The 24,080-nt window shown below is 68.1% G+C and carries 24 protein-coding genes; 14 read left to right on the top strand and 10 right to left on the bottom strand.

The features are described 5' to 3' along the window. Positions 1-11 precede the first annotated feature (11 nt). On the top strand, positions 12-1,358 hold the full coding sequence (locus FB547_RS13940; RefSeq protein ID WP_145743156.1) for an erythromycin esterase family protein: 1,347 nt from the start codon (positions 12-14) through the stop codon (positions 1,356-1,358). A gap of 34 nt (positions 1,359-1,392) precedes the next feature. Here FB547_RS13940 and FB547_RS13935 read toward each other — a convergent pair whose 3' ends face one another. Continuing rightward, on the bottom strand, positions 1,393-3,003 hold the full coding sequence (locus FB547_RS13935) for an alpha-amylase family glycosyl hydrolase (protein WP_145743154.1): 1,611 nt from the start codon (positions 3,001-3,003) through the stop codon (positions 1,393-1,395). 60 nt (positions 3,004-3,063) lie between these two features. Here FB547_RS13935 and FB547_RS13930 point away from each other — a divergent pair, with 60 nt between their 5' ends. The 3 genes from FB547_RS13930 (at position 3,064) to FB547_RS13920 (ending at position 9,965) form a co-directional block, all read left to right on the top strand. Continuing rightward, a complete protein-coding gene (locus tag FB547_RS13930; RefSeq protein ID WP_145743152.1) occupies positions 3,064-4,728 on the top strand; it encodes an alpha-amylase family protein in 1,665 nt (554 codons plus the stop codon). A gap of 109 nt (positions 4,729-4,837) precedes the next feature. Then, a complete protein-coding gene (locus FB547_RS13925) occupies positions 4,838-7,924 on the top strand; it encodes a PAS domain-containing protein (protein WP_261380277.1) in 3,087 nt (1,028 codons plus the stop codon). 109 nt (positions 7,925-8,033) lie between these two features. Then, complete coding sequence (locus FB547_RS13920) at positions 8,034-9,965, top strand: GspE/PulE family protein (RefSeq protein WP_145743150.1); 1,932 nt, start codon at positions 8,034-8,036, stop codon at positions 9,963-9,965. A gap of 9 nt (positions 9,966-9,974) precedes the next feature. Here the strand turns inward: FB547_RS13920 and FB547_RS13915 are convergent, their stop codons facing one another. From FB547_RS13915 to FB547_RS13890, 6 genes are all read right to left on the bottom strand, one after another. Further along, the gene (locus FB547_RS13915; RefSeq protein WP_145743148.1) at positions 9,975-10,721 is read right to left on the bottom strand and encodes an EAL domain-containing protein; all 747 of its coding nucleotides are present in this window, start codon (positions 10,719-10,721) and stop codon (positions 9,975-9,977) included. Positions 10,722-10,812: 91 nt separating this feature from the next. Further along, on the bottom strand, positions 10,813-11,595 hold the full coding sequence (locus FB547_RS13910) for an exodeoxyribonuclease III (RefSeq protein ID WP_145743146.1): 783 nt from the start codon (positions 11,593-11,595) through the stop codon (positions 10,813-10,815). Between the two features lie 86 nt (positions 11,596-11,681). After that, a complete protein-coding gene (arsB, locus tag FB547_RS13905) occupies positions 11,682-12,764 on the bottom strand; it encodes an ACR3 family arsenite efflux transporter (RefSeq protein WP_145743144.1) in 1,083 nt (360 codons plus the stop codon). 7 nt (positions 12,765-12,771) lie between these two features. Further along, a complete protein-coding gene (locus FB547_RS13900; protein ID WP_145743142.1) occupies positions 12,772-13,266 on the bottom strand; it encodes an arsenate reductase ArsC in 495 nt (164 codons plus the stop codon). Then, positions 13,263-13,748 (bottom strand): ArsI/CadI family heavy metal resistance metalloenzyme, encoded by a 486-nt coding sequence (locus FB547_RS13895; RefSeq protein WP_145743140.1) that lies wholly within the window; start codon positions 13,746-13,748, stop codon positions 13,263-13,265. Before FB547_RS13895 ends, FB547_RS13900 begins: the two co-directional genes overlap by 4 nt. Positions 13,749-13,761: 13 nt before the next feature. Then, positions 13,762-14,085 carry an ArsR/SmtB family transcription factor gene (locus tag FB547_RS13890; protein ID WP_125964921.1) on the bottom strand — a complete coding sequence of 108 codons (324 nt, stop codon included), beginning with the start codon at positions 14,083-14,085 and terminating at the stop codon, positions 13,762-13,764. 29 nt (positions 14,086-14,114) lie between these two features. On the opposite strand from FB547_RS13890, the gene arsC reads away from it, so the two are divergent. From arsC to FB547_RS13870, 4 genes are all read left to right on the top strand, one after another. Continuing rightward, entirely contained in the window at positions 14,115-14,561 is a 447-nt protein-coding gene (gene arsC / locus FB547_RS13885) for an arsenate reductase (glutaredoxin) (protein WP_145743138.1), read from the top strand. Next, positions 14,527-15,264, top strand: coding sequence for an arsenical resistance protein ArsH (gene arsH, locus FB547_RS13880; protein WP_307697473.1), 738 nt, complete (start codon positions 14,527-14,529; stop codon positions 15,262-15,264). Before arsC ends, arsH begins: the two co-directional genes overlap by 35 nt. 93 nt (positions 15,265-15,357) lie before the next feature. Then, complete coding sequence (locus FB547_RS13875) at positions 15,358-15,549, top strand: hypothetical protein (RefSeq protein WP_145743136.1); 192 nt, start codon at positions 15,358-15,360, stop codon at positions 15,547-15,549. 51 nt (positions 15,550-15,600) lie between these two features. Continuing rightward, positions 15,601-16,938, top strand: a complete 1,338-nt coding sequence (locus tag FB547_RS13870) for an NUDIX hydrolase (RefSeq protein ID WP_261380276.1) — start codon at positions 15,601-15,603, stop codon at positions 16,936-16,938. 9 nt (positions 16,939-16,947) lie between these two features. Here FB547_RS13870 and FB547_RS13865 read toward each other — a convergent pair whose 3' ends face one another. After that, complete coding sequence (locus FB547_RS13865; protein WP_261380275.1) at positions 16,948-17,223, bottom strand: response regulator; 276 nt, start codon at positions 17,221-17,223, stop codon at positions 16,948-16,950. A 308-nt stretch (positions 17,224-17,531) separates the two neighbouring features. On the opposite strand from FB547_RS13865, the gene FB547_RS13860 reads away from it, so the two are divergent. From FB547_RS13860 to FB547_RS13850, 3 genes are all read left to right on the top strand, one after another. Beyond that, positions 17,532-17,819, top strand: coding sequence for a hypothetical protein (locus tag FB547_RS13860; RefSeq protein WP_145743134.1), 288 nt, complete (start codon positions 17,532-17,534; stop codon positions 17,817-17,819). 83 nt (positions 17,820-17,902) lie between these two features. Beyond that, positions 17,903-18,163, top strand: coding sequence for a hypothetical protein (locus FB547_RS13855; protein WP_145743132.1), 261 nt, complete (start codon positions 17,903-17,905; stop codon positions 18,161-18,163). Positions 18,164-18,249: 86 nt separating this feature from the next. Further along, the gene (locus FB547_RS13850; RefSeq protein ID WP_145743130.1) at positions 18,250-18,456 is read left to right on the top strand and encodes a hypothetical protein; all 207 of its coding nucleotides are present in this window, start codon (positions 18,250-18,252) and stop codon (positions 18,454-18,456) included. 25 nt (positions 18,457-18,481) lie between these two features. Here the strand turns inward: FB547_RS13850 and FB547_RS13845 are convergent, their stop codons facing one another. Next, positions 18,482-18,901 (bottom strand): Crp/Fnr family transcriptional regulator, encoded by a 420-nt coding sequence (locus tag FB547_RS13845; protein WP_145743129.1) that lies wholly within the window; start codon positions 18,899-18,901, stop codon positions 18,482-18,484. A gap of 79 nt (positions 18,902-18,980) precedes the next feature. Then, positions 18,981-19,922 carry a LysR substrate-binding domain-containing protein gene (locus FB547_RS13840; RefSeq protein ID WP_145743127.1) on the bottom strand — a complete coding sequence of 314 codons (942 nt, stop codon included), beginning with the start codon at positions 19,920-19,922 and terminating at the stop codon, positions 18,981-18,983. A 134-nt stretch (positions 19,923-20,056) separates the two neighbouring features. Between FB547_RS13840 and FB547_RS13835 the strand changes: the two genes are divergently transcribed. Genes FB547_RS13835 through FB547_RS13825 form a run of 3 tightly spaced genes read left to right on the top strand, consistent with a single transcriptional unit; the run spans position 20,057 to position 24,073 of the window. Next, on the top strand, positions 20,057-21,052 hold the full coding sequence (locus FB547_RS13835; RefSeq protein ID WP_145743125.1) for a tripartite tricarboxylate transporter substrate binding protein: 996 nt from the start codon (positions 20,057-20,059) through the stop codon (positions 21,050-21,052). After that, positions 21,052-22,575, top strand: coding sequence for a UxaA family hydrolase (locus FB547_RS13830; protein WP_145743123.1), 1,524 nt, complete (start codon positions 21,052-21,054; stop codon positions 22,573-22,575). The genes FB547_RS13835 and FB547_RS13830 overlap by 1 nt, the downstream gene beginning before the upstream one ends. 28 nt (positions 22,576-22,603) lie before the next feature. Beyond that, entirely contained in the window at positions 22,604-24,073 is a 1,470-nt protein-coding gene (locus FB547_RS13825) for an NAD-dependent succinate-semialdehyde dehydrogenase (protein ID WP_145743122.1), read from the top strand. Positions 24,074-24,080 lie beyond the last annotated feature (7 nt).

The raw sequence follows: 24,080 nt of genomic DNA, 5'->3' as shown, positions 1-24,080 counted from the left end.
GACCGTGGACGATGAATCCCTCACGCATTTCGGACGAGGCGCAGGCGCTGCGTGCCGTGGCGCACCCGATGGATGGATCTTCCAGCGACCATGACGCGCTGCTCGAACTGATCGGCGATGCGCACTACGTGCTGCTCGGCGAGGCTTCGCACGGCACGCACGAGTTCTATGCGGCGCGCGCGGACATCACGCGGCGCCTGCTGGCCGAAAAAGGCTTCAACGCCGTGGCCATCGAAGGCGACTGGCCCGATGCCTATCGCGTGAACCGCTACGTGAGGGGCGCCAGCGACGACGCCAATGCGCGCGATGCGCTCGCGGGCTTCCGGCGCTTTCCGACCTGGATGTGGCGCAACGAGGACGTCGCAAGCTTCGTCGAATGGCAGCGCGCCTTCAACGACGCAGGCCCGCCGCAGGGAAAGACCGGCTTCTACGGCCTGGACCTCTACAGCCTGCACGCCTCCATCGAAGCCGTGCTCGACTATTTCGACCGCACCGATCCGGTGGCGGCGCGCAGCGCCCGCGAACGCTACGGTTGCTTCGACCGCTTCGGCGACGGCGGACAGGTCTACGGCCTGATGGCCGGGCTCGGCAACACGCCCTCGTGCCAGCGCGAAGTGGTCGAGATGCTCGTCGAGATGCGCCGCGCCGCCGGCGACGCATGGCGCAGCGGCGGCGCAGCCAATGAGGAAGAAGCATTCGACGCCGAGCAGAACGCGCGCCTGATCAAGAACGCCGAGGCCTACTACCGCTCGATGTACCTGAGCGACGTGTCCTCCTGGAACCTGCGCGACCGGCACATGGTGGAGACGCTGGGCGAGATCGAGCGTCACCTGTGGCGCGCGAGCGATCGGCCGAAGCTCGTGGTGTGGGCGCACAACTCGCACCTGGGCGATGCGCGCGCCACCGAGATGGGCGAACGCCGCGGCGAGCTCAACGTCGGCCAGCTGGTGCGCGAACGCCAGGGCCGCGATGCGGTGCTGGTGGGCTTCACCACGCACGCCGGCAGCGTGATGGCAGCCTCCGACTGGGGCGCAGCGGCCGAGCGCAAGCAGGTACTTCCATCACGCGCGGACAGCTACGAGGGCCTCATGCACGAGACCGGGCTCGAGCGCTTCATGCTGCCGCTGCGCGGCGAGGGAAGCCATTTCTTCGCGCTGCGCGAGGCGCGGCTCGAACGCGCCATCGGCGTGATCTACCGGCCCGAGACCGAACGGCAGAGCCACTATTTCTTCGCGCGGCTGCCGGTGCAGTTCGATGCGCTGCTGCACTTCGACCGCAGCCGCGCGGTCGCGCCGCTGGAACGCGATGCGGTGGCCATGGACGCGGAAGTTCCCGAGACCTATCCCTCGGGCCAGTAGCCGCGCCTTTCATGCACCGTTTTTCGCGCACCGATCAGTGCGTGACGATCACGCCTTCGAGCGGCTGCAGCACCAGCTCGCCGGCCACCGCGCCGGTGCGGTCCGCTTGGGTGGAAGCCAGCACGACCACCTCCGCCGGCAGCAGGTCGGCGGCCACCCGGGTTTCGGTGGTGGCGAAGTTCAGCAGCACCACCAACCGCCTGTCCCCGGAGGTTCTGGCATAGGCCAGCACGTCGGCGCCGGCATCGAGCTGCTCATGGCTTCCTTCGTGCAGCGCGGGCTCGTTGCGCCGCAGCGCGATGAGCCGCTTGTAGAGCTGCAGCATCGAGGCCGGATCGGCCAGCTGCGACTCCACGTTGCGCATGCCCCAGTCACCGCCAAGGCGCAGCCATGGCGTGCCATCGGTGAAGCCGGCCGCATGTGCCCGGCTCCACTGCATGGGCGTGCGCTGCGGATCGCGCCCGAGGCCCTTGCCCGGCTCGTTCTTCTCGAACGGGTCCTGCACCTCATCGGGCGGAATGGGAACGTCGGTCAGGCCGATCTCGTCGCCGTAGTAGAGCGTGGGCGTGCCGCGCAGCGTCAGCAGCAGCATTGCCGCGAGCCGCGCCCGCTCCTGCCCCACGCGGCTCGCGATGCGCGGCTTGTCGTGGTTGCCGAGCACCCAGTTGGGCGCCGCGCCGTGCGGCAACGCCGCCTCGTAGTTGCGCACGATGCGGTCGATTTCGGCCGCATGCCAAGGCGCCGCGATGAGCTGGAAATTGAACGGCAGCTGCACGCCCTGCAACAGGCCTTCGGAGGTGCGCCCGTAGTAGGCCATGAGCCGCTCGAGCGGAAGATAGAGCTCGCCGATCAGCACCCGCGCCGAAGCCTCGTCGCTGAACGCGTCGACCACGCGGCGCATCTCGACCACGATGTCCTGCATCTCCGGCCGGTCCGTCGTGTAGAGCGCCAGCAGCCGGTGCGAGGGGTCCTGCCCCGGCTGGAACGACGGGTTGGGCGGGTTGTCGCGGAACTGGTCGTCCTTGACGAGGTGGTAGAGCACGTCGACGCGGAAACCGTCCACCCCGCGCCGCAGCCAGAAGCGCAGCACCTCGTACATCGCCTCGCGCACCTCGCGGTTGCGCCAGTTGAGGTCGGGCTGTTGCTTCAGGAAGGAGTGGCAGTAGTACTGGCCGCTGGCTTCGTCGAAGGTCCATGCCGGACCGCCGAAATTGCTGAGCCAGTTGTTGGGTGGGCCGCCATCAGGCGCAGGATCGCGCCACAGGTACCAGTCGCGCCTGGGGCTCGTTCGCGAGGCGCGGCTCTGCACGAACCAGGGGTGCTGATCGGAGGTGTGGTTGGGCACGAAGTCCAGCACCAGCTTGAGGCCGCGCGCCCTGCATTCCGCCGCGAGCGCATCGAAGTCCTCGAGCGTGCCGAAGCGCGGATCGATGTTGCAGTAGTCGGATATGTCGTACCCGAAGTCGGCCATTGGTGAGGGGTAGATCGGCGATATCCAGATGGCATCCACGCCGAGCTCGACCAGATAATCGAGCCGCTTGCGGATGCCTCGCAGGTCGCCGATGCCGTCTCCATCGCTGTCCTGGAATGAACGCGGATAAATCTGGTAGACGATTCCGTTCTTCCACCAAGCATCGGCCGACATCGGGTTTCCTTTCGTGTGTTCCGGGTTTGCGAGGTTCCGATCTTCAGGAGGTTCCCCGCCATGATCAACGACCTTTGGTACAAAAACGCCGTGGTGTATTGCCTCTCCGTGGGAACCTTCATGGACTCCAACGGCGATGGCTGCGGCGACTTCGAGGGGCTGACACGGCGGCTGGAGTACCTCCACGGCCTGGGTGTCACGACCCTGTGGCTGATGCCCTTCCATCCGTCGCCGAGGCAGGACGATGGCTACGATGTTTCTGACTTTTACAACGTCGATCCCCGGTTCGGCACGCTCGGCGATTTCGTCGAATTCACGCATTCGGCTTCGCGCCTCGGCATGCGCGTGCTGATGGACCTGGTGGTGAACCACACCTCGGACCAGCACCCGTGGTTCCAGCAGGCGCGCAGGGACCGCAAGTCAAAGTATCACAACTGGTATGTGTGGTCCGACAAGAAACCGCCTCGCTACACCGATGGTGTGGTCTTCGCCGGCGTGCAGAAATCGACCTGGACCTTCGACAAGCTCGCAAGGCGCTGGTACTTCCACCGCTTCTATGAATTCCAGCCCGACCTGAACACCGCCAACCCCGAGGTGCAGGCCGAGATCCTGAAGATCATGGGCTTCTGGACCCAGATGGGCGTGTCCGGCTTCCGCATGGACGCCGTGCCCTTCGTGATCGGCGCAAAGGGCCCGAGGGTCGTGCGCCCGACCGAGAAATTCGACATGCTGCGGCAGTTCCGCGAACTGCTCCAGTGGCGCCGGGGCGATGCGATCATCCTTGCCGAGGCCAACGTGCTGCCCAGCACCAACATGGCCTACTTCGGCGAGGAAGGCGAGCGGCTGCACATGATGTTCAACTTCCAGGTCAACCAGCACCTCTTCTATGCAATGGCCGCGGGCGACTCGCGGCCGCTGGCCAAGGCGCTGGAGGCGACCCGGGCGCGTCCCGCCACCTCGCAATGGGGCATCTTCCTGCGCAATCACGACGAGCTCGACCTGGGCCGCCTGCGGCCCGCGCAGCGCCAGCGCGTGTTCGCCGCCTTCGGCCCCGAAAAAGACATGCAGCTGTACGACCGCGGCATACGCCGCAGGCTGGCACCGATGCTCGGCGGCAACCGGCGGCGCCTCGAGCTGGCCTACAGCCTGATGCTCACCCTGCCCGGCACGCCGGTGATCCGCTACGGCGACGAGATCGGCATGGGCGACGACCTGAGCCTGCCGGAGCGCAACTGCGCGCGCACGCCGATGCAGTGGTCCACCGAACGCCAGGGCGGATTCACCACCTCCTCGAAGCCGGTGCTGCCCGTGATCACGGGCGGTGCCTATGGCTTCGAGCACGTGAACGTGGCGGCGCAGCGGCGCGATCCCGAGTCGCTGCTCAACTGGATGGAGCGCGTGTTCCGCATGCGAAAGGAAGTGCCCGAGATCGGCTGGGGCGATTTCGAGGTGATTCCGAACGAGGAGCGGGCGGTGCTCGTCATGCGCTACGAATGGCGCGGCAACGCGGCGGTCTTCGTGCACAACCTCAGCGAAAGCCCGCTGGAAATAAAGCTCGCAGCCACGGCGCTCGGCAGGCATGGCGGGCAGCTGGTCAACCTGCTCTCCAACGCGCACAGCCGCGCCGATTCGAGGGGAAAGCACTGCATGCTGCTGGAGCCCTACGGCTACCGCTGGTTCCGCGTCGGCCCGCTCGACTATCTTCTCAAGCGCGAGGAAATGTGAGGGTGCGGCGTGGGCGAGCGGCGTATGGGGGATTGCGCGCAGCGGCCCGGTTCCCGGTTCTGACACACTACGTGCAGGCGCAGCGCGGACCTCATCGCGGTGCACGTCCATGCCAATGAACTTACCCGGTCTTCGGAACATCCGCATCAGCCTGAACACACGCCTCGGCCTGGGCATTGCCGCGGTCGTCCTGGCGGCCACCCTCGCCATTGCGACGGTCGCCCTGCAGCTGGTCAAAACCAGCATAAAGGCCTCCATCGAAAGCGAAGCCTTCGCCCGCCTCTCGGCCATTGCGAACACCATCGACCAAAAGTTCATGAGCCGCCGCACGCTGCTGGAGACCTTCGCCGACAGCGTGGCACTCAGCGAGTTCCCCGACACGCCGGCGCTGCAGGCCTTCCTCGAAAAGCACCCGTCGCTTCGCAAGGCGTTCAGCAACGTCGCCTTCTTCACGGCCGAAGGCGCCCTGGTCGCGAGCCTGAGCGGCCCGCAGCAGCCCGGCAAGGTCAACATCAAGGACCGTGCGTACTTCCAGCAAACGCTCGCGGCCCGCGCCGGCGTGATCTCCGAGCCCTACCTCAACCGGCTCACCGGCCTGGCGCAGATCGCCATGACCGAGCCGGTGCTCGACGCCGCCGGCAACGTCAGATACGTGATCTCGGGCGCCATCAACCTGAAGGACCGGAACATCCTGGGCGAGCTCGCCGACGTGAAATTCGGCGAAACGGGCTACCTGTTCATCACCAGCACGGAAGGCGTGGTGATCGACCATCCGCGCACCGAGCGCATCATCAACCAGACAGGCCTGAAGGGGGTCGGCAATCCCGAGATCGAGCGCCCGGTCGAAGGCTACGAAGGCGCGACCGAAGGCTTCAACCATGCAGGCGTGCACGGCCTCTACGCCTTCAAGCGCATCCCGCAGACCAACTGGGTGCTCGGGTCTATGTACCCGAGCACGGAAGCCTTCGCCCGGGTCGACGCCATCGAGCGCTCGGCATGGATCGGCGCGGTGGTGCTCGCCATGCTCGCGGGTGCCGCGGTGCTGGGCTTCGTGCGCCAGCAGCTCACGCCGCTCAGGCACCTGCACCGGCACATGCTGGATGTGGACAACCCGGCCCTGCAGACGGCCGTGCCGCGCACCTACCGGCACGACGAGATCGGCGATCTCGCGCGCACCTTCGACACGCTGATGCAGCAGCGCAAATCGAGCGAGAAGTTCCTGCGCGACATCACCGACAACCTTCCCGCGCTGGTGTCGCACGTGGATGCGCAGGGCCGCTACACCTTCGTGAACGCCCCGCTGTGCAGGAAGTTCGACCGCGGCGCGGCCCAGCTGATCGGGCGCACGGCGCAGAACATCGGCGAGGACGAGACGGTGGATGCCGCCGTGCGGCGCGTGCTGGCCGGCGAGGCCGTCAGCTTCGAAAGCCGGGGCGAGGCGAAGCGCGGCGAGGAAGACCGCTACTTCCAGACCGAACTCATCCCCGACCGCGACCAGGCCGGCCAGGTCCGCGGCTACTACGCCATGACCTCCGACGTGACCGAGCGCAAGCGCATCGAATTCAGCCTTGCCCACAGCGAAGCGCAGGTCCGCGTCATTGCGGACAACATCCCCGCGCTGGTCTCGCACGTCGATTCCTCGCTGAGATACACCTTCGTCAATGCCCAGGTGAAGGCCCTGCACCAGGACCGAGCCATGGTGGGGCAATCGATGCCGGAGGTTCGCGGCCCGTCGGACTTTGCCATCGTGGCGCCGGCCTACGAGCGCGCGCTGGCCGGTGAAACGGTGGTGGTCGAGAAATCCGGCGATCCGGCGCTGGGCATCGGCGACCGCACCTTCAAGGCCCACTACATTCCCGACCGCGACGCGAGCGGCGTGGTGCAGGGCGTGTTCGCGATGACCTTCGACATCACCGACGAGGTGAACATACGCAAGGCCCTGACCGAACAGCAGAAGCGGCTGCGCGACGTGACCGACAGCATCCCGGCGCTGGTGGGCTATTTCGACAGCGCGGAGAACTGCCTCTTCGCCAACAGCCGCGCGCGGCAGATGGCGGGGCTGGGCAGCGGCCCGCTCGAGAACGTCACGCTGCGCTCGGCGCTGGGCAAGGCGGTGCACCGGCAGATCCGGCCCTACCTTCCGCTGGTGCGCGAGGGCAAGTCGGTGCGCTTTCCGGTGCAGGCGCCGCTGGGCGGGAAGGATGGCTTTTTCCAGGTCAACCTGGTGGCCGACATGGACCCGCAGGGCGGGCTCGTGGGTTTCTATCTCATGACTTTCAACATCACCGCGCTCAAGCGCGCGGAGCTGCGGCAAGCCGAAAGCGAAAGGCGCCTGCGCACCATCACCGACAACCTGCCGGCACTCATCACCTACATCGACCGCGAGGAGAAGATCACCTTCGCCAATGCCACCTACCGCGAATGGTTCGGCGTGGAGCCCGACGCCGTCCTGGGCCGCCACGTGAGCGACGTCGTGGGGCCCGACGTGTATCTTTCGCGCAAGCCCATGATCGCGCGCGCGCTGGCGGGCGAGCGCGTGGAGTTCGAGGCGCAGACCAGGACCACCGGCGCCGAGCGCACCACGCGCGTGAGCTACGTGCCCGACATCGGCCCCGACGGCTTCACGCGCGGCATCTTCTCGCTGAGCCTGGACATCAGTGCCCTGAAGGCGGTGGAGCGCAAGCTGATCGACCTGGCGCGCATCGACACGCTCACCGGCCTGGCGAACCGGCTCGCCTTCAACGAGTTCCTGCCCGGCGCCATCGCGCGCGCGCAGCGTTCGGGCAACGCGCTGGCGGTGCTGTTTCTCGACATCGACTACTTCAAGACCATCAACGACACGCTCGGCCATGCGACCGGCGACGGCGTGCTGGTGGAATATGCGCAGCGCCTGCTGGCCAGCGTGCGAAGCACCGACACCGTGGCGCGCCTGGCGGGCGACGAGTTCGTGGTCGTGCTGGAGAACGTGCACACGCGGGAAGCCGCGGTGGCGGTCGCGCGAAAGATCGTCGAGCGGGTAGGCACCGTCCCCTTCGAACTGGACGGCCGCAGCCTGAACGTCACGACCAGCATCGGCATCGCCTTCCACCAGGCCGCGGACGCCTCGGCCGGTGCCGCCGACCTGCTGGCACGCGCCGATGCCGCGCTCTATCGCGCCAAGGCCGCGGGACGCAACACCTTCGGCTTCTCCGATTGAGAACTTTGGTAGTGGTTGCGCATCACCCTTGCCGCTGGCGGGGGGCGCATTCCTGCTGACAAGCCCGCCCTGGCGGCCTCAGAATCCCCTTCACAGGAGAAACCATTTCATGTCCCCCACCGAAGTCGTCACGCCCGAGCAATTGCTGCACGCACTGGAAGTCCAGAGCCGCATGCCCATCCTGCGCATTGGCCAGGCCCTGATGGCGCTGGGCATGCTCACGGAAGAGCAGCTGCGCGCCGGCCTTGCGCAGCAGCAGCTCGACCGCAGCGTGCCGCTGGGCGAGACCCTGGTGCGCATGGGCGTGGTGACGCGGGCCCAGCTGCAGGCCGCGCTGGTGCGCAAGATGGGCTATCCGCTCGTGAACCTGCACGAGTTCCCGGTGGCCGTGGACGCCCTGCGCACCATCAGCCATGCCGTGGCCCGCCGCCTGCAGGTGATGCCGCTCATGATCCACGAGGGGCGCCTCATCCTGGCGCTCGACGATCCGGCCAGCCGCCACTCGGCCATCGACGAGGTGGAGTTCATCTCCCAGAGGAAGGTGGTGCCGGTGATCGGCGAATGCCTGGTGCTGGACACCGTGCTCTACAAGGCCTACGGCAAGATCGGCACCGATTCGGCCGACCCGACCATCGTGCACGATCCCTCGCGGCCGCTGGACTTCGACATGGGCGGCAGCGCGGGCCCCGGCAGCAGCGCCGGTCCCGGCACCAGCCTGGGCACCAGCGACCTCCTGGTCACGCTCGAGAAGGAGGGTCCCGCGCCGGCCGTCGAGGAGACGGCCATCGAGCAATCGGACAACTCGCTGGTGCGGATGATCAACAGCATGATCGTGGACGCGCACCGCGAAGGCGTGTCGGACATCCACATCGAGAGCTATCCGGGCAAGGAAAAGACCCGCATCCGGTTCCGCCGCGACGGCCGGCTGCACACGCACCTGGAGCTGCCGGCCAGCTACCGCAACGCGGTGGTCGCGCGCGTGAAGATCATGTGCGACCTGGACATCAGCGAAAAGCGCAAGCCCCAGGACGGCAAGATCAATTTCGCCAAGTACTCGCCGCAGCACCGCATCGAGCTGCGCGTGGCCACCATCCCCACGGCCAACGGCCTGGAAGACGTGGTGATGCGCATCCTGGCCTCGGCCAGGCCGATTGCGCTGGACAAGCTCGGGCTCTCGCCGCGCAACCTCTCCGAGCTCACCAAGGCGGTGGAGCGCCCCTACGGCATGGTGCTGTGCGTGGGGCCCACGGGCTCGGGCAAGACCACCACGCTGCACTCGGCCCTGATGCACATCAACACGCCGGAGCGAAAGATCTGGACCGCCGAAGACCCGATCGAGATCACCCAGCCCGGCCTGCGCCAGGTGCAGGTGAATCCGCGCATCGACTGGACCTTTGCCAAGGCGCTGCGGGCCTTCGTGCGCGCCGATCCGGACGTGATCATGGTCGGCGAGATCCGCGACGAGGAAACGGCCAAGACGGCGATCGAGGCCTCGCTCACGGGCCATCTGGTGCTTTCCACGCTGCACACCAACAGCGCGCCCGAAACCGTGACGCGGCTGCTGGACATGGGCATGGACCCCTTCAACTTCGCGGACTCGCTGCTCGCGGTGCTGGCGCAGCGCCTGGTGCGGCGCCTGTGCAGCCACTGCATCCAGAGCCGCCCCATGCGCCCCGATGAAACCGAGGAGCTGCTGGCCGACTACATGCACGCGTTCGCGGGAAAGGAGACACCGGACGAACGCGAAGCCGTACGCAGCGGCTGGCTCGGCCAGCACGGCCGCGACGGCCAGCTGCAGGCCTTTTCGAGCCCCGGATGCGTGCATTGCGACAACACCGGCTTCAGCGGCCGCGTCGGCATCCACGAGCTGATGGTGATCTCCAGGACGCTGCGCCGCCTGGTGCAAGGCGGCGCGCGCGCCGAGGAACTGCAGGAAGCCGCCCTGCGCGAGGGCATGCGCACGCTGCGCCAGGACGGCATCGGCAAGGTCCTGTCGGGGCAGACCACCATCGAGGAGGTCCGCGCCACCAGCAACGCCTGAGCTGGCTCTTCAGGCGGCGTCCCACGCCACGGCCGGCAACGTGGCGATGCCGGGCCTGGCGAACAGGTAGCCCTGGAACAGGTCCACGCCCAGCGCCCGCAGCGCGTGCACCTCTTGCGAAGCCTCGACGCCTTCGGCCACCACCCGGATGCCGAGTTCGCTGCAGGTGCCCACGAAGCCCTTCACGATGCTGAGCCGGACCGCGTCGTTGTGGATGTTGCGCACCAGGCCCATGTCGATCTTCACCACGTCGGGCTGGAAGCCCGCCAGCAGCTCGAAGCCCGCATAGGCGGCGCCGAAGTCGTCGATGGCGGAGGTGAAGCCATAGCCCTTGTAGGTGCGGAAGGTCGCCGCCAGCGCCGGCAGGTCCGCCACGCGTTCGCCTTCGGTGATCTCGAACATCAGGTGGTCCACCGGAAAATTGCAGCGCTGCGCGGCCACCATGGCGGTATGGAAGCACTCGTCCTGATGTCCCGCCACGTCGTTGGGCAGGATGTTGAGGCTCAGCCGCGTTTCCATGCCCAGCGCCGAGGCGGTCTCGATGGCCTTCACGCGGCAGGCCTCGTGGAACGCGAAGCGGTGCCGCGGGTTCACGCGCGAGAGCACTTCGAAGGCGCCCTCTCCCGAGATGCCGCGCACCAGGGCTTCGTGCGCGAACACTTCGCGCCGCTGGAAATCCACGATCGGCTGGAAAGCCATGACGAACCCGTCATCGAAGCCGGGAAAGCAGGCATCCGCCGTTGTTCCGATGGTCACTGGAGTGGATCTCGCGGGAAAGGGGACGCGTCGTTCAGGCGGCTTGATAGGTAGTTAAATGTAACCTCTTTGTTCACGGCCCCTCCTTCGATCAACCCGCGGGCAGGTCCAGCAGGGCCCAGACCGGCGCGTGGTCGCTCGCTCCGGGCCGCCCGCGCACCTCGCGGTCCACGTTCGCATCGGCCAGCAAGGGTGCGAGTTCGCGGTTGAGCAACAGGTGGTCGATGCGCAGGCCCGCATTGCGCGGCCAGCGGTTGCGCCAGTAATCCCAATAGGTGTAGATCGCCTCATCGGGATGGCGCGCGCGGATCGCGTCGGTCCATCCCTGCTTCAGCAGGCGGGCGAAGGCCGCGCGGCTTTCGGGCTGCAGCAGCGCATCGTCCTGCCAGGAAGCCGGGTTGTAGATGTCCGCATCGGTGGGCACCACATTGAAGTCGCCGGCCAGCACGGCCGGCATGCCGCAGCCATAGAGAAGGCGCGCATGGGCGTTGAGCCGCTCGAACCATTCGAGCTTGTAGTCGAACTTGGGGCCGGGCTGCGGATTGCCGTTGGGCAGGTACAGGCAGCCGACGATCACGCCGTTCACCACCGCTTCGAGATAGCGGCTCTGGCTGTCCTCGGCGTTGCCGTCGAGCCCGCGGCCGGTTTCGATCGGCTCCCTGCCGCGCGCCAGAATGGCCACGCCGTTCCACGCGCGCTGGCCATGGAACAGCACGCCGTAGCCCGCGTCGCGGATCGCCGCCGCCGGAAAATTCTCGTCCGGGGATTTCAGCTCCTGCAGGCAGGCCACGTCCGGACGGGCCTCGGCCAGCCATGCGAGCAGCAGCGCAAGCCGGCTGTTGATGCCATTGACGTTGAAGGTCGCGATCTTCATGGGCGCTGCGTCGAACACAAGCAGATGCGCCGGATCATGGCCCCAAAGCCCACCGGCCCATGTCGGAGAACACGCCCTGCGGACCGTCAGGCGGCCCGCACGCCTTTTTCGTACCAGCCCTGCGACCGGTTGACCACCGCCACCACCAGCAGCATCACCGGCACCTCGATCAGCACGCCCACCACCGTGGCCAGCGCGGCGCCCGACTGGAAGCCGAACAGGCTGATCGCCGTGGCCACCGCGAGCTCGAAGAAATTGCTCGCGCCGATCAGCGCCGACGGCCCGGCCACGCAGTGCGCCACGCCCAGTTTGCGATTGAGCACATAGGCCAGGCCCGAATTCAGGAACACCTGGATCAGGATCGGCACCGCGAGCAGCGCGATCACCAGCGGCTGCCGCAGGATGGCTTCGCCCTGGAAGGCGAACAGCAGCACCAGCGTCAGCAGCAGCGCCGAGATCGACCAGGGCCCGAGCCGCGCCGCCACCGCCTGGAAGTGCGCCGTTCCGCGCTTGAGCAGCTGCCTGCGCAGCAGTTGCGCAATGGCCACCGGCACCACGATGTACAGGCCCACCGAGGTCAAGAGCGTGTCCCAGGGCACCGTGATCGACGACAGCCCGAGCAGCAGCGCGACCACGGGCGCGAAGGCCACCACCATGATCGCGTCGTTCAGCGCCACCTGCGACAGCGTGAAGTACGGGTCGCCCCTGCACAGCTGGCTCCACACGAACACCATCGCCGTGCAGGGCGCCGCGGCCAAGAGGATCAAGCCCGCGATGTAGCTGTCGAGCTGCGAGGGCGGAAGCAGCGGCGCGAACACGTGGCGGATGAAGATCCAGCCCAAGAGCGCCATCGAGAACGGCTTCACGGCCCAGTTGATGAAGAGCGTGACGCCGATGCCGCGCCAGTGCGCCTTCACCTGCCCGAGCGCCGCGAAGTCGATCTTCAGCAGCATCGGGATGATCATCACCCAGATCAGCACGCCGACCGGCACGTTGACCCTGGCCACCTCCAGCGAGGCAATGCCGCGGAACACGCCCGGCAGCCACTGGCCCAGCGCAATGCCCGCCACGATGCACAGCGCGACCCACACCGTGAGGTAGCGCTCGAAGAAGCCGATGGCGGGCGGCGGTGCGGAAGACGCCACGGCGGCGGCGGTGTTGGAGCTCATGGAAAGATCAGCTTTCGGAAATCGCGGCCAGCGCCGCCTGGAGTTCGGCGTCCGCCATCGATTCGATCGGCAGCGCCAGCAGTTGCAGGAGACGGTAGGCCAGGGCCTGGCGCGTCAGCTCGAAGGCCACCCGCCGGCCTTCGTCGCCGCCGGGCGCGTTCGACGGGTCGGGGTAGCCCCAATGCACCTGCACCGGGCTGCCGGGCCAGTAGGGGCAGGCTTCCTGCGCGGCACTGTCGCACACGGTGATGACGATGCGCATGGCCGGCTTGCCTTCGCCCACGAACTCGTCCCAGCTCTTGCTGCGGAAGGCCGACACGTCGACGCCCGCATTGGCGAGCGCCTCGAGCGCGAAAGGGTTCAGCCGGCCGCTCGGCGCGCTGCCGGCGCTGTAGGCCAGCACGTCCCTGCCCGCCTTTTGCGCCAGGTGGTTGAGCATGCCTTCGGCGAGCACGCTGCGCGCCGAGTTGTGCGTGCACAGGATCAGCACGTTGACCGTCATCGCGCGGCCTGCTGGACCTTGCCGATGTCGTGGAGTCGCGGATGAATGGTCACGGCTTCGCTGCGCGGTGCGCAGCATGCGGTGCCCTGGCTCGCAACCGCCCTCGTCTCCCCATACACCGGCACATTGCCCAGCGTGTGGAAGTGCTCCCAGGCAATGCCCTGCGGATCGGTGATCCAGTGCTTTTCGCTGCGCGCGTAGCAGCAGGTGGTGGCGCCCTCGTCGAAGGTCTCGATCTCGGCCATCGCGGCGCGGGCCTTGAGTTCCGCGAGTTCTTCCTCGTTCTCGGCCTGCAGCCCCAGATGGTCGATGCCCGTCGCGCCGGCGCGCGTGGACACCGCAAAATTCACCGGCGGATCGTCGAGCATCCACTTGGCGTAGTCGCTTTCCACCCGCGCCGGCTCCGAGGCGAAAAGCCTGGAGTAGAAGGCGATGCTCGCCGGCAGATCCTGGACGTTCAGATGCACATGGAATCGCTTCATGGTTGTTTCTCCTTCAGCATGGACAAGCCTGCGCCGCCTGGGGCAGGCAAGCCTCGCCCTGGCAGCAGTTTTCGGTGAGGTAGCCGATGAGCGCGTTCATTTGCCCGAAGGCCGCGCGGTAGATCAGGTTGCGGCCGCTGCGCTCCTGCGTCACCAGCCCCGAATGGGTCAGCTCCTTCAGGTGGAACGAGAGGCTGGTGGCCGGCACGTCGAGCGCCTCCACCAGCGCACCGGGCGTGAGCCCCGCCGGGCCCGCCACCACCAGCGCGCGGAACACCTGCAGGCGCACCGGCTGGGCCAGCGCGGCCAGGGATCTGACGATGTCTTGTTCTTCCATATTTCAATAATAGTTGCATAATCGCAAGAATGCAATCGACCAGCCCCTCCATCACCATCTTTCACAACCCCGCGTGCGGCACCTCGCGCAACACGCTGGCGCTGATCCGCAACAGCGGCGAAGAGCCCCGCGTCATTGAATACCTGAAGACCCCGCCCACCAGGGAAACGCTGCGCGAGCTGCTCGCCGCCATGGCCATGGCGCCGCGCGCGCTGCTGCGCCGCAAGGGCACGCCCTGCGACGAACTCGGGCTCGACGATCCGAAGTGGTCGGACGAACAGCTGCTCGATTTCATGCTCGCGCATCCGATCCTCATCAACCGCCCGATCGTCGTCACGCCGCTCGGCACTCGGCTGTGCCGGCCTTCGGAAGAGGTGCTCGACATCCTGCCCTCGCCGCAAAAAGGCCCGTTCACCAAGGAAGACGGCGAGCAGGTCATCGATGCGGAGGGCCGCCGTGTCAGTCGCGCTGCCTGAGCTTCCGAACATCGACGCCGAGCTGTTCGACCGGCCCTCGCCCGAGCGTTTCTCCAGCGCCGCGCCGGCGCGCCACGCACCGCGCTTCCTGCTGCTGTACGGCTCGCTGCGCGAGCGCTCCTACAGCCGCCTGCTGACCGAGGAGGCCGCGCGGCTGCTGCAGGCCATGGGCGGCGAAACGCGCATCTTCGATCCGGCCGGCCTGCCGCTGCCCGACAGCGCGCCGGACGATCATCCGAAGGTGCAGGAACTGCGCGAACTCGCGCAATGGGCCGAAGGCATGGTGTGGTGCTCGCCCGAGCGCCACGGCGCCATGACCGGCATCATGAAGGCGCAGATCGACTGGATTCCGCTCAGCGTGGGCGCCGTGCGGCCCACGCAGGGCAAGACGCTGGCCGTCATGCAGGTGTCGGGCGGATCGCAGTCGTTCAACGCCGTGAACCAGCTGCGCGTGCTCGGGCGCTGGATGCGCATGCTGACCATTCCCAACCAGTCGTCGGTCGCCAAGGCCTTCCTGGAGTTCGACGAGGCCGGTCGGATGAAGCCCTCCGCCTATTACGAGCGGGTGGTCGACGTGATGGAGGAACTGATGAAGTTCACCCTGCTCACGCGCGATGCGGCCGCCTACCTGGTCGACCGCTACAGCGAGCGCAGGGAAAACGCCGAGCAGCTTTCCAGGCGCGTGAACCAGCGCGCGATCTGAAGCATTGCCGCGCGGCGTCCTACGCCCGCATGCAGGCTGTCCGACATCGGTGCGACGCGGCCGCGATAAGGTGATTCACGCAAGGAGATCAGCATGAGCCCATCCAGGTCGAAAGAAGGCCGCGCCCCGCGGCTGGTGCGACCCGCACCGAGCCGGCGCGTGCCGGCGACCCCAAAATCCGAAGGCCCCGTCGCCACGCCCAAGGTCAACGAGGGCGCATCGCTCGGCAAGTCCGCCAACTCCAGCGCCGGCGGCGCCGCGGGGCAGCTGACGCCCAAGGACTGAAGCGCGGCTGCGCGGCACGGGCCCGCCAATCTGGCCCGACAATCGGCGCCCATGAATGCCAAGCCTTCGACGACAACGGCCCCGCCGGGCCCAGCGCCGTCCCTGCCGCGCCCCATCCGCGTCGCGGCCTCCCTGATCCTGCTGCGCGACGGCGCCGACGGCATGGAAGTGCTGCTGCTGCGCCGCGCCGAGAAGGCCGACGACCAGAACAGCGGCGCCAGCGTCTTTCCGGGCGGCGTGGTCGATGCGCACGACCGCCGCCTGCACCTGATGTGCAAGGGCCTGGACGACGCCGCGGCCAGCGCGCGCCTGGGCCTGCCCGATGGCGGCCTCGACTACTACGCCGCCGCGGTGCGCGAATGCTTCGAGGAAGCGGGCGTCCTGTTCGCAAGCGACGCCGGCGACCGCCTGGCCGAACTCGACGGCCTGCCGCCGGGCCGGCTCGAATCCATGCGCCATGCCGCCGAGCAAGGCACCGATGCGCTGCTCGCCATGTGCGAGGCGCAGGGCTGGCGCCTGGCGATGGACCGGCTCGCCTATTTCAGCCACTGGCTCACGCCGCCCGGCATGCCGCGCCGCTTCGACACCCGCTTCTTCGTTGCGCAGATGCCGCCGGGCCAGGCCGTGAAGCCCGACGGCCGCGAGACCGTGGCGCACATGTGGCTCAAGCCCGCGGAGGCGGCGGACCCGCGCCGCGGCCTCAAGCTGATGAACGTGACGCGGCGCACGCTCGAAGAACTCGCAGGCTTCGGCAGCGCCGCCGACTGCATGGCGCATGCGCGGGCGCTGACGCGGATCGTGCTGAACATGCCTCGCCTGGCCGACGGGCCCGCGGGCCGCCGCGCGGTGAACATCGACGAAGCCGCCTACGAGGAGATCGGCCACCTCGATCCCGACGGCAAGGGCCATGCGCACTACGCGCTCGAGCCCGGCCTCGTCACGCGGCTGTCGGCGCGCGTCGTGCGCGTGGCGGGCGCAGCGGATTCGCACCACGGCTATTTCGTCGGCGGCGAAGATGGCCATTGGGCATTGATCGACCCCCTGCCGCACGGCCTCGCGCAGAACGCAGCGCCGGGCCGGGTGAAGTGGCTGCTCTGGACAGGGGCTGGTACGCAGCCCCCGGCCGCATCGCTCGAAGCGCTTCGATCCGCATGGCCCGATGCCGCCGCGCTGTGGCCGCAGCCCGGGGACACGCTGCGCCTTGCAGGCGCCACGCTGCATGTACAAGAGCCGGGCCCGGCCGGCCAGGGCGGGCCCGCGCGGCAATTCCTGCTGGCCGAGGAACGCATGCTCTTCACCGGCCGCGCCGCGGCGCACGCAGCGCACGCCACTGGCGAGGCCGAATGGATCGCGCCGGCCAGCGGTTTCATCTACCGCGCGCCACGCTAGCGCAAGCTCTCACAGCCGGCCGATGGCGGCCTTGAGTTCATCGAGCGAAGCGGGCTTCGGCAGGTGCGCGTTGAAGCCTGCCTCGAGCGCCCGGCGCGCATCGGCGCGGCGGCCGAAGCCGGACATCGCGATGGAAGGAAGCTCGCGCGTGGCCGGCCGCCGCCGCACCTCGGCAATGAACTGGTAGCCATCCATCTCGGGCATGCCGAGGTCCGACACCAGCAGGTCGTCCGCCCGCGGATGCGCCGATGCCGACGACCGGGAAGCCCAGCGCGCTGGGCGCAAGCTCGCCTTTGTCGGCGGCAGGTGACGGCGGGGGATTCGATGGGGGCATTGGAGTCAATGCGGGACCGGAGCCTCCGGTCCTGCGGTGCGCGGCGCGGTATCTTGCCGCGGCCGCTGGATGTAGTCTGCGCTGCCACCTCAGATGCGAAAGGTTCCTACGCAGCACCTTCGATTGCCATGCAGTACTTCTTCTCGCGCGGCCTGAACCATGCGGCCGGTGGCGCCGCTCAGCGATGCGGCGCTCGCGCGCAAGGCGCGCAAGGCGCGCAAGGCGGGATGGGCGTGCCCGCGCCCAAGGAGCATTCGCAATGAACACGCAGGACGCAGCCGCCGGAAGCGGCACCGAAGAACCGGGCATCGACTTCATCTACCGGGGCTGGCACTTCAAGTACGGTGCGCAGCGCACGGGCTCGGGCGTGTACCGCCCCGTGGTCGTGTGCCTTGGCCGGGGGCATGGCCCGGAGCAAAAAGAGACGCTGCCCAGCGACACCGACGAGATCGCCTATGCCACCGAGGCGGAGGCGCTGCGGCACGCAGAGCAGCAGGCGATGCGCTGGGTGCACGACCGCACCGGCGATGGCCAGGGTCAACTCTGACGCGGCGCGCCCGGCCTCCGCCCGAATCTTCTTCGACACCACGCCGGGCCGAGGTCGTTCCGCGAAACAGTGAAGGAACATCCATGACCGCATTGGACCTGTTGAACCTGGATGTACTGCTCGCGCGCAGCGTGCTGCTGCGCGCCGACTACGTACAGGTGCAGAGCCGCATCCGAGACGCGCTGTCGCGCCACCGGCTCGCTGCCGGCAGCGTCCCGGCGGACGAAGACTTCGGCGAGCTCATCCACGCCATGAGCCGCTCGCTCTCGGCCGACGCGCGCTACCTCTGCACGCTGTCGGCCATGGTGCGCGGCATCATCGAGCGGGCCAAGGCCGAGGCCTGAACGCCCGCCCGCTCCTGTTTTCTGCGACAGGAAGCCGAGCCGCCGTCCGACACTTCGCGCCGATCCACCGGCGCAGCGTTGCAAGCATGAAGCCCTCTAGACAAGTCAAGTCCGACGAACGCGACAACGCGCGCGTGTTCCGCTGGGGCATCGGCGCGGCCATCTTCGTTTTCATCCTGGCGCTGGCCTACAACTTCCTGACCCAGACGCGCGAGGAAGGGCCGGTCAAGCCGTCGACACCAACCCAGAGCGCGCCGCAGACGGCTCCGGCCAACCCGCCGCCGGGCAAATAGCGCATCGGCCGCCGCCGGCCCGCGCCTATCCCAGCCCGAGCTGCCCGCGCATGGCCCTCGTGCGCTCGATGGCCATGCCCAGCAGCTTCAGCGCCACCTGCGGGTGCTGCTCGCAGAGCCCGCGCATGGCCGCCACGGGAATCAGGTACACCGATGAAGCCTCGGCCGCCACCAGCGTGTGCTTCGCCTCGTAGCGGTCTTCGCTGAGCGAAGGGCCAAGGAAGAAGTCGTGCTGGCAGATCAGGTCGGTGACGACATCGGCGCCACCCGCGCGTCCGTGGCTCACCACCTGGAGCAGCCCGTTCGCCACGCAATAGACCCGGTCGGTCCACTCGCCCGAGGCAAGAACGGTTTCGTCGCACTGGTAGGAGCGCAGTTCGCTGGCCTCGTCCAATGCCGTGCGGTCCGGATGCGGCAGATCGGCGACCAGGGTATGCAAATACATGTCCGAATGGTCTCCGAAGGCACTGCAGAGTGCATACCCATGAATTGGGGATGCCGCGCCGCAAAGCCGCGGCGCCGCCTCAAGCCGTGGATCTGGCCCTGGCCGCACGCCGCAGGCAATCGATCAACTGCTGCGTGCTGGGCGTGCGCCGGCGCCCGCGCATGGTGATGAGGCCCACCGGCGGCAGCTCGATCGGCACCTTGAGCGCCAGCACCTTGAGCATGCCCTGCTGCTGGAAATGCCGCGCCACCGAACGCGCCATGAAGGCCACGGCATCGCGCTGCTGCAGGAAGCTGATCTGCGCGAGGAAGGAGGCCGATTCGATGATGTCCGCCGGCGGATGCACCCCATCGCGAAAGAACATCTGGTCGAGCTTCACGCGCAAGGAGGCCCAGGGCGGCGGCATCACGCAGCGCTCCTTCGCCAGGTCGGTCCAGCCCGGCCGGCGCTTCGCGGCCAGCGCATGCCCGGGCCGCACCACCACCTGCATGGGCTCGGCATGCAGCGCCTCGGTTTCGAGGTCGGGCGCCGCGTAGCCGGGCTCCAGCCGCCCCACGAACAGGTCGAGCTCGCCCAGGCGCAGCTTGGGCAAGAGGCGCGTGAGGTCGCCCTCCTCCACCAGCACCGTGGTCTGCGAGGAGTTGGCCTTGAGCATCTCGACCGCGCGCGCCAGCAGCACCGGCATGGCCACCACCATGGCGCCCACGCTGGTGCGGCCCGCAGCGCCGCTGGCCACGGCCGCGATCTCGTCGCGCGTGCGGTCGTAGTCGGCCAGCACCGAGCGCGCGAAGCGCACCACGCTCTCGCCATAGGGCGTGGGCTCGGTGCCGCGCGTGGAGCGCTCGAACAGCGCCAGGCCGAACATGCGTTCGATCTCCACCAGCGACTTGGACACCGCCGGCTGCGTGACCGACAGGAACTCGGCCGCACGGCCCAGGTGGCGGAACTGGTCGAGCGCCACCAGCATCTGCAGGTGGCGCAACTTGAGGTTGGAACGCAGGACGCGGTCGATCTGGCTCATCGTGGTGTGTGCGGCATTTTTCTCTTCATAACCTCCGGGCTATGAAGCGAGTCCGCTATTTCATTGGATTGCAATGATTGTCTACTGAAGAATGCGCCCAGCTTTCTCGAACAACAATCGTCGGAGACACACGCATGACATTGCATCGCACCCTGCAGCGGCGCCAATTGGTGCTGGGCGGCCTCGGCGCCGCCGCGCTCGCCACTGCCGCCGGCCGCGCCTTCGCGGCCGACTATCCGGAACGCCCCATCACCTTCATCTGCCCGTGGCCCGCGGGCGGCACCGCCGACCGCTCGATGCGCACCATCTGTCAGATTGCCGCGCGCGAACTCGGCCAGCCGATTGCGCTGGAGAACCGCGCGGGCGCCTCGGGAATGATCGGCACCAAGGCGCTGGCCTCGGCCCGGCCGGACGGCTACACCATCGGCCAGATCCCCATCTCGGTGACGCGCTTCGCGCAGATCGGCACCGTGCAGATCGATCCGCTCAAGGACCTGAGCTACCTGGCGCGCACCTCGGGCCAGACCTTCGGCATCGCGGTGCCGGCCAGCTCGCCCTTCAAGTCGCTGCGCGACATGGTGGCGCAGGCCAAGGCCAAGCCCGGCGTCGTCAGCTACGCCCATGCCGGCGTGGGCGGCGCCACCCACGTGGGCATGGAGCAGTTCGCGCAAGCGGCCGGCGTCAAGTTCAACGCCATTGCCTACAAGGGCGGTTCGGCCGCGCTGCAGGACGTGCTGGGCGAACAGGTCGACATGCTGGCCGACAGCAGCTCCTGGGCGCCGCACGTCGAAAGCGGCAAGCTGCGCCTGCTCGCCACCTGGGGCGAGGCGCGCACGCCGCGCTTCAAGGACACGCCCACGCTCAAGGAGCTGGGCTACGAAGTGGTGGTGGAAGCACCCAACGGCATCGGCGCGCCGCGCGGGCTGCCGCCGGCGGTGGAAAAGAAGCTGCGCGACGCGTTCCGCATGGCCGTCAACAGCGAAGAATTCAAGAAGGTGGCCGACAGCATCGACGCGCCGGTCATGTACCAGGACGGCCCCGACTACCGCAAGTACGTCGAAGCCGTCTACAGGCAGGAGACCGAGCTGATCCGCAAGCTCAATCTCAAGGAACTGATGGAGAAGGGTTGATGAACGACAGCCCCCTGCTTCGCCTGCACCCGCACGACAACGTGCTGGTTGCCAAGACGCCCATTGCCCTGGGCGAGACGATTGCCGAGTTCGGCGTGCGCGCACGCGCGCAGATTCCCGCGGGGCACAAGATCGCCTCGCGCGCCATTGCAGCCGGCGAGCAGGTGAAGAAGTACGACACCGTCATCGGCGTGGCCTCGCGCGACCTGGAGGCCGGCGACTACGTGCACAGCCACAACCTGACGCTGGTGGACTCCTACCGCGACCCCGCCTTCTGCCAGGACCTGCGGCCGGTGGCCTACGTGCCCGAGGCCGAGCGCGCCAGCTTCATGGGCTTTGTGCGGGCCGACGGCCGCGTGGGCACGCGCAACTTCATCGGCATCCTGTCGTCGGTCAACTGCTCGGCCACCGTCATCAAGCGCATTGCGGCGCACTTCACGCCCGAGCGGCTCGCGGCCTTTCCGAACGTGGACGGCGTGGCCGCCTTCGCGCAGACCAGCGGCTGCGGCATGTCTTCGCCGAGCGAGCATTTCGACGTGCTGCGCCGCACCCTGGCCGGCTATGCGCGCCATCCCAATCTGGCCGGCGTGCTGATCGTGGGCCTGGGCTGCGAGCGCAACCAGGTCGATGCGCTGGTCGACTCGCAGGGCCTGCAGCAGGGCCGCCTGATGCGCACGATGGTGATGCAGGAGGTGGGCGGCACGCGCCAGACCATCGAGGCCGGCATCCGCGCGGTGGAAGAAATGCTGCCCGAGGCCAACGCCGCGCAGCGCACCCGCGTGGGCGCCAACCACCTGAAGATCGGGCTGGAATGCGGCGGCTCCGACGGCTTCTCGGGCATCACCGCCAACCCGGCGCTGGGCGCGGCCATGGACGTGCTGGTGCGCCACGGCGGCACCGCCATCCTTTCCGAAACGCCCGAGATCCACGGCGTCGAGTTCATGCTCACGCGGCGCGCCGCGACGCCCGAGGTCGGCCAGAAGCTGCTCGACCGGCTGGCCTGGTGGGAGCGCTACACGGCCGGCCAGAACGCGCAGTTCAACGGCGTGGTCGGGCATGGCAACCAGGCCGGCGGGCTGGCCAACATCTTCGAGAAATCGCTCGGCTCGGCCATGAAGGGCGGCACCACGCCGTTGCAGGCCGTGTACGAATATGCGGAGCCCATCGACCAGGCCGGCTTCGTCTTCATGGATTCGCCGGGCTACGACCCGGTGGCGGTCACCGGGCAGATCGCGAGCGGCGCGCAGCTGATCTGCTTCACCACCGGACGCGGCTCGATGTTCGGCAGCAAGCCCGCGCCGACCATCAAGCTGGCCAGCAACACGCCGATGTTCAAGCGCCTCGAAGAGGACATGGACATCAACTGCGGCGTGGTGATCGACGGCGAACTCTCGGTGCCCGAACTCGGCCAGCGGATCTTCGAACAGATCCTGCGCCACGCCTCCGGCGAGCGCACGCGCAGCGAAGCGCTGGGCCTGGGAGACCACGAGTTCGTGCCGTGGCACCTCGGCATCGTAAGTTGACCATCTCCCCTTTTTGACGCCGACGGACATGCCCCTTACCCTCAACCGCCCCGAACTGCAGCGCACCGCCAACTTCATTGCCGGCGAATGGTGCAGCGCCGCCGACCGCACGCTGGACGTGACCGACCCGGCCACCGGCGCGCTCATCGCGCAGGTGCCCGACTCCGGCGCGGATGCAGCGCGTGCCGCCGCCGATGCCGCGCACGCCGCCTTCCCCGCCTGGCGCTGCACGCCAGCCAAGCAGCGCGCGCAGATCCTCAAGCGCTGGAACGACCTGGTGCTCGCGCATCAGGACGATCTGGGCCGCCTGATCTCGCGCGAACAGGGCAAGCCGCTGGCCGAAGGCATCGGCGAAGTGGCCTACGCCGCCAGCTACATCGAGTGGTTTGCCGAAGAGGCCACGCGCGCCAACGGCGACGTGATTCCCGCGCCCGTTCCCGGCCGGCGCATGTTCGCCATCAAGGAGCCGGTGGGCGTGGTGGCCGCCATCACGCCGTGGAACTTTCCGGCCGCGATGATCGCGCGCAAGATCGCGCCGGCGTTGGCCGCGGGCTGCACCGTGGTGTGCAAGCCGGCCGAGGACACGCCGCTGACCTCGCTCGCGCTCGTCAGGCTCGCGCAGGAGGCCGGCGTGCCCGCGGGCGTACTCAACATCGTGACGGCCTCGCGCGAGCGCACGCCCGAGGTGGTCGACGTGTGGCTCGACGATGCCCGCGTGCGCAAGATCACCTTCACCGGATCGACGCCGGTCGGCAAGCACCTCGCGCGCCGCTCGGCCGATACGCTCAAGAAACTCTCGCTCGAGCTCGGCGGCAATGCGCCCTTCATCGTGTTCGAGGATGCCGACCTGCACGCCGCGGTCGACGGCCTGATGGCGGCCAAGTTCCGCAACGGCGGCCAGACCTGTGTGTGCCCGAATCGCGTGTTCGTGCACGAGGCCGTGCATGACGAATTTGCCGAGCTGCTGGCCGCGCGCGTTGCGGCACTGCGCGTAGGCCCGGCCAGCGACTCCGCCTCGCAGATCGGCCCGATGATCAATGCGCGCGCCATCGAGAAGATCGAGCGCCATGTGCACGACGCCGTGGCGCGCGGCGCACGCGTGCTCACCGGCGGCACGCGGCTGCCCGCGCTCGGCCCGAACTACTTTGCGCCCACCGTGCTGGTGAATGCCGACGCCACCATGGCCTGCGCCTGCGAAGAAACTTTCGGCCCCGTCGTTCCGCTGACGCGCTTCGTGGATGAAGCCGAGGTGGTGGCCCAGGCCAACGACACGCCCTTCGGCCTGGCCGCGTACTTCTATTCGCGCGACGTGCGCCGCATCTGGCGCGTGGCGGATGCGCTCGAAGCCGGCATCGTCGGCATCAACGAAGGCGCCCTGGCCGCGGAGGCTGCGCCCTTCGGCGGCGTGAAGGATTCGGGCTACGGCCGCGAAGGCTCGGTCCACGGGCTGGACGACTACCTGCACACCAAATACGTCTGCCAGGGCCAGCTGGACTGACGCCACA

Origin of the sequence: Variovorax beijingensis (assembly GCF_007828835.1) — a bacterium.
Classification (GTDB): domain Bacteria; phylum Pseudomonadota; class Gammaproteobacteria; order Burkholderiales; family Burkholderiaceae_C; genus Variovorax; species Variovorax beijingensis_A.
This window is presented reverse-complemented; position numbering and strand designations above follow the sequence as displayed.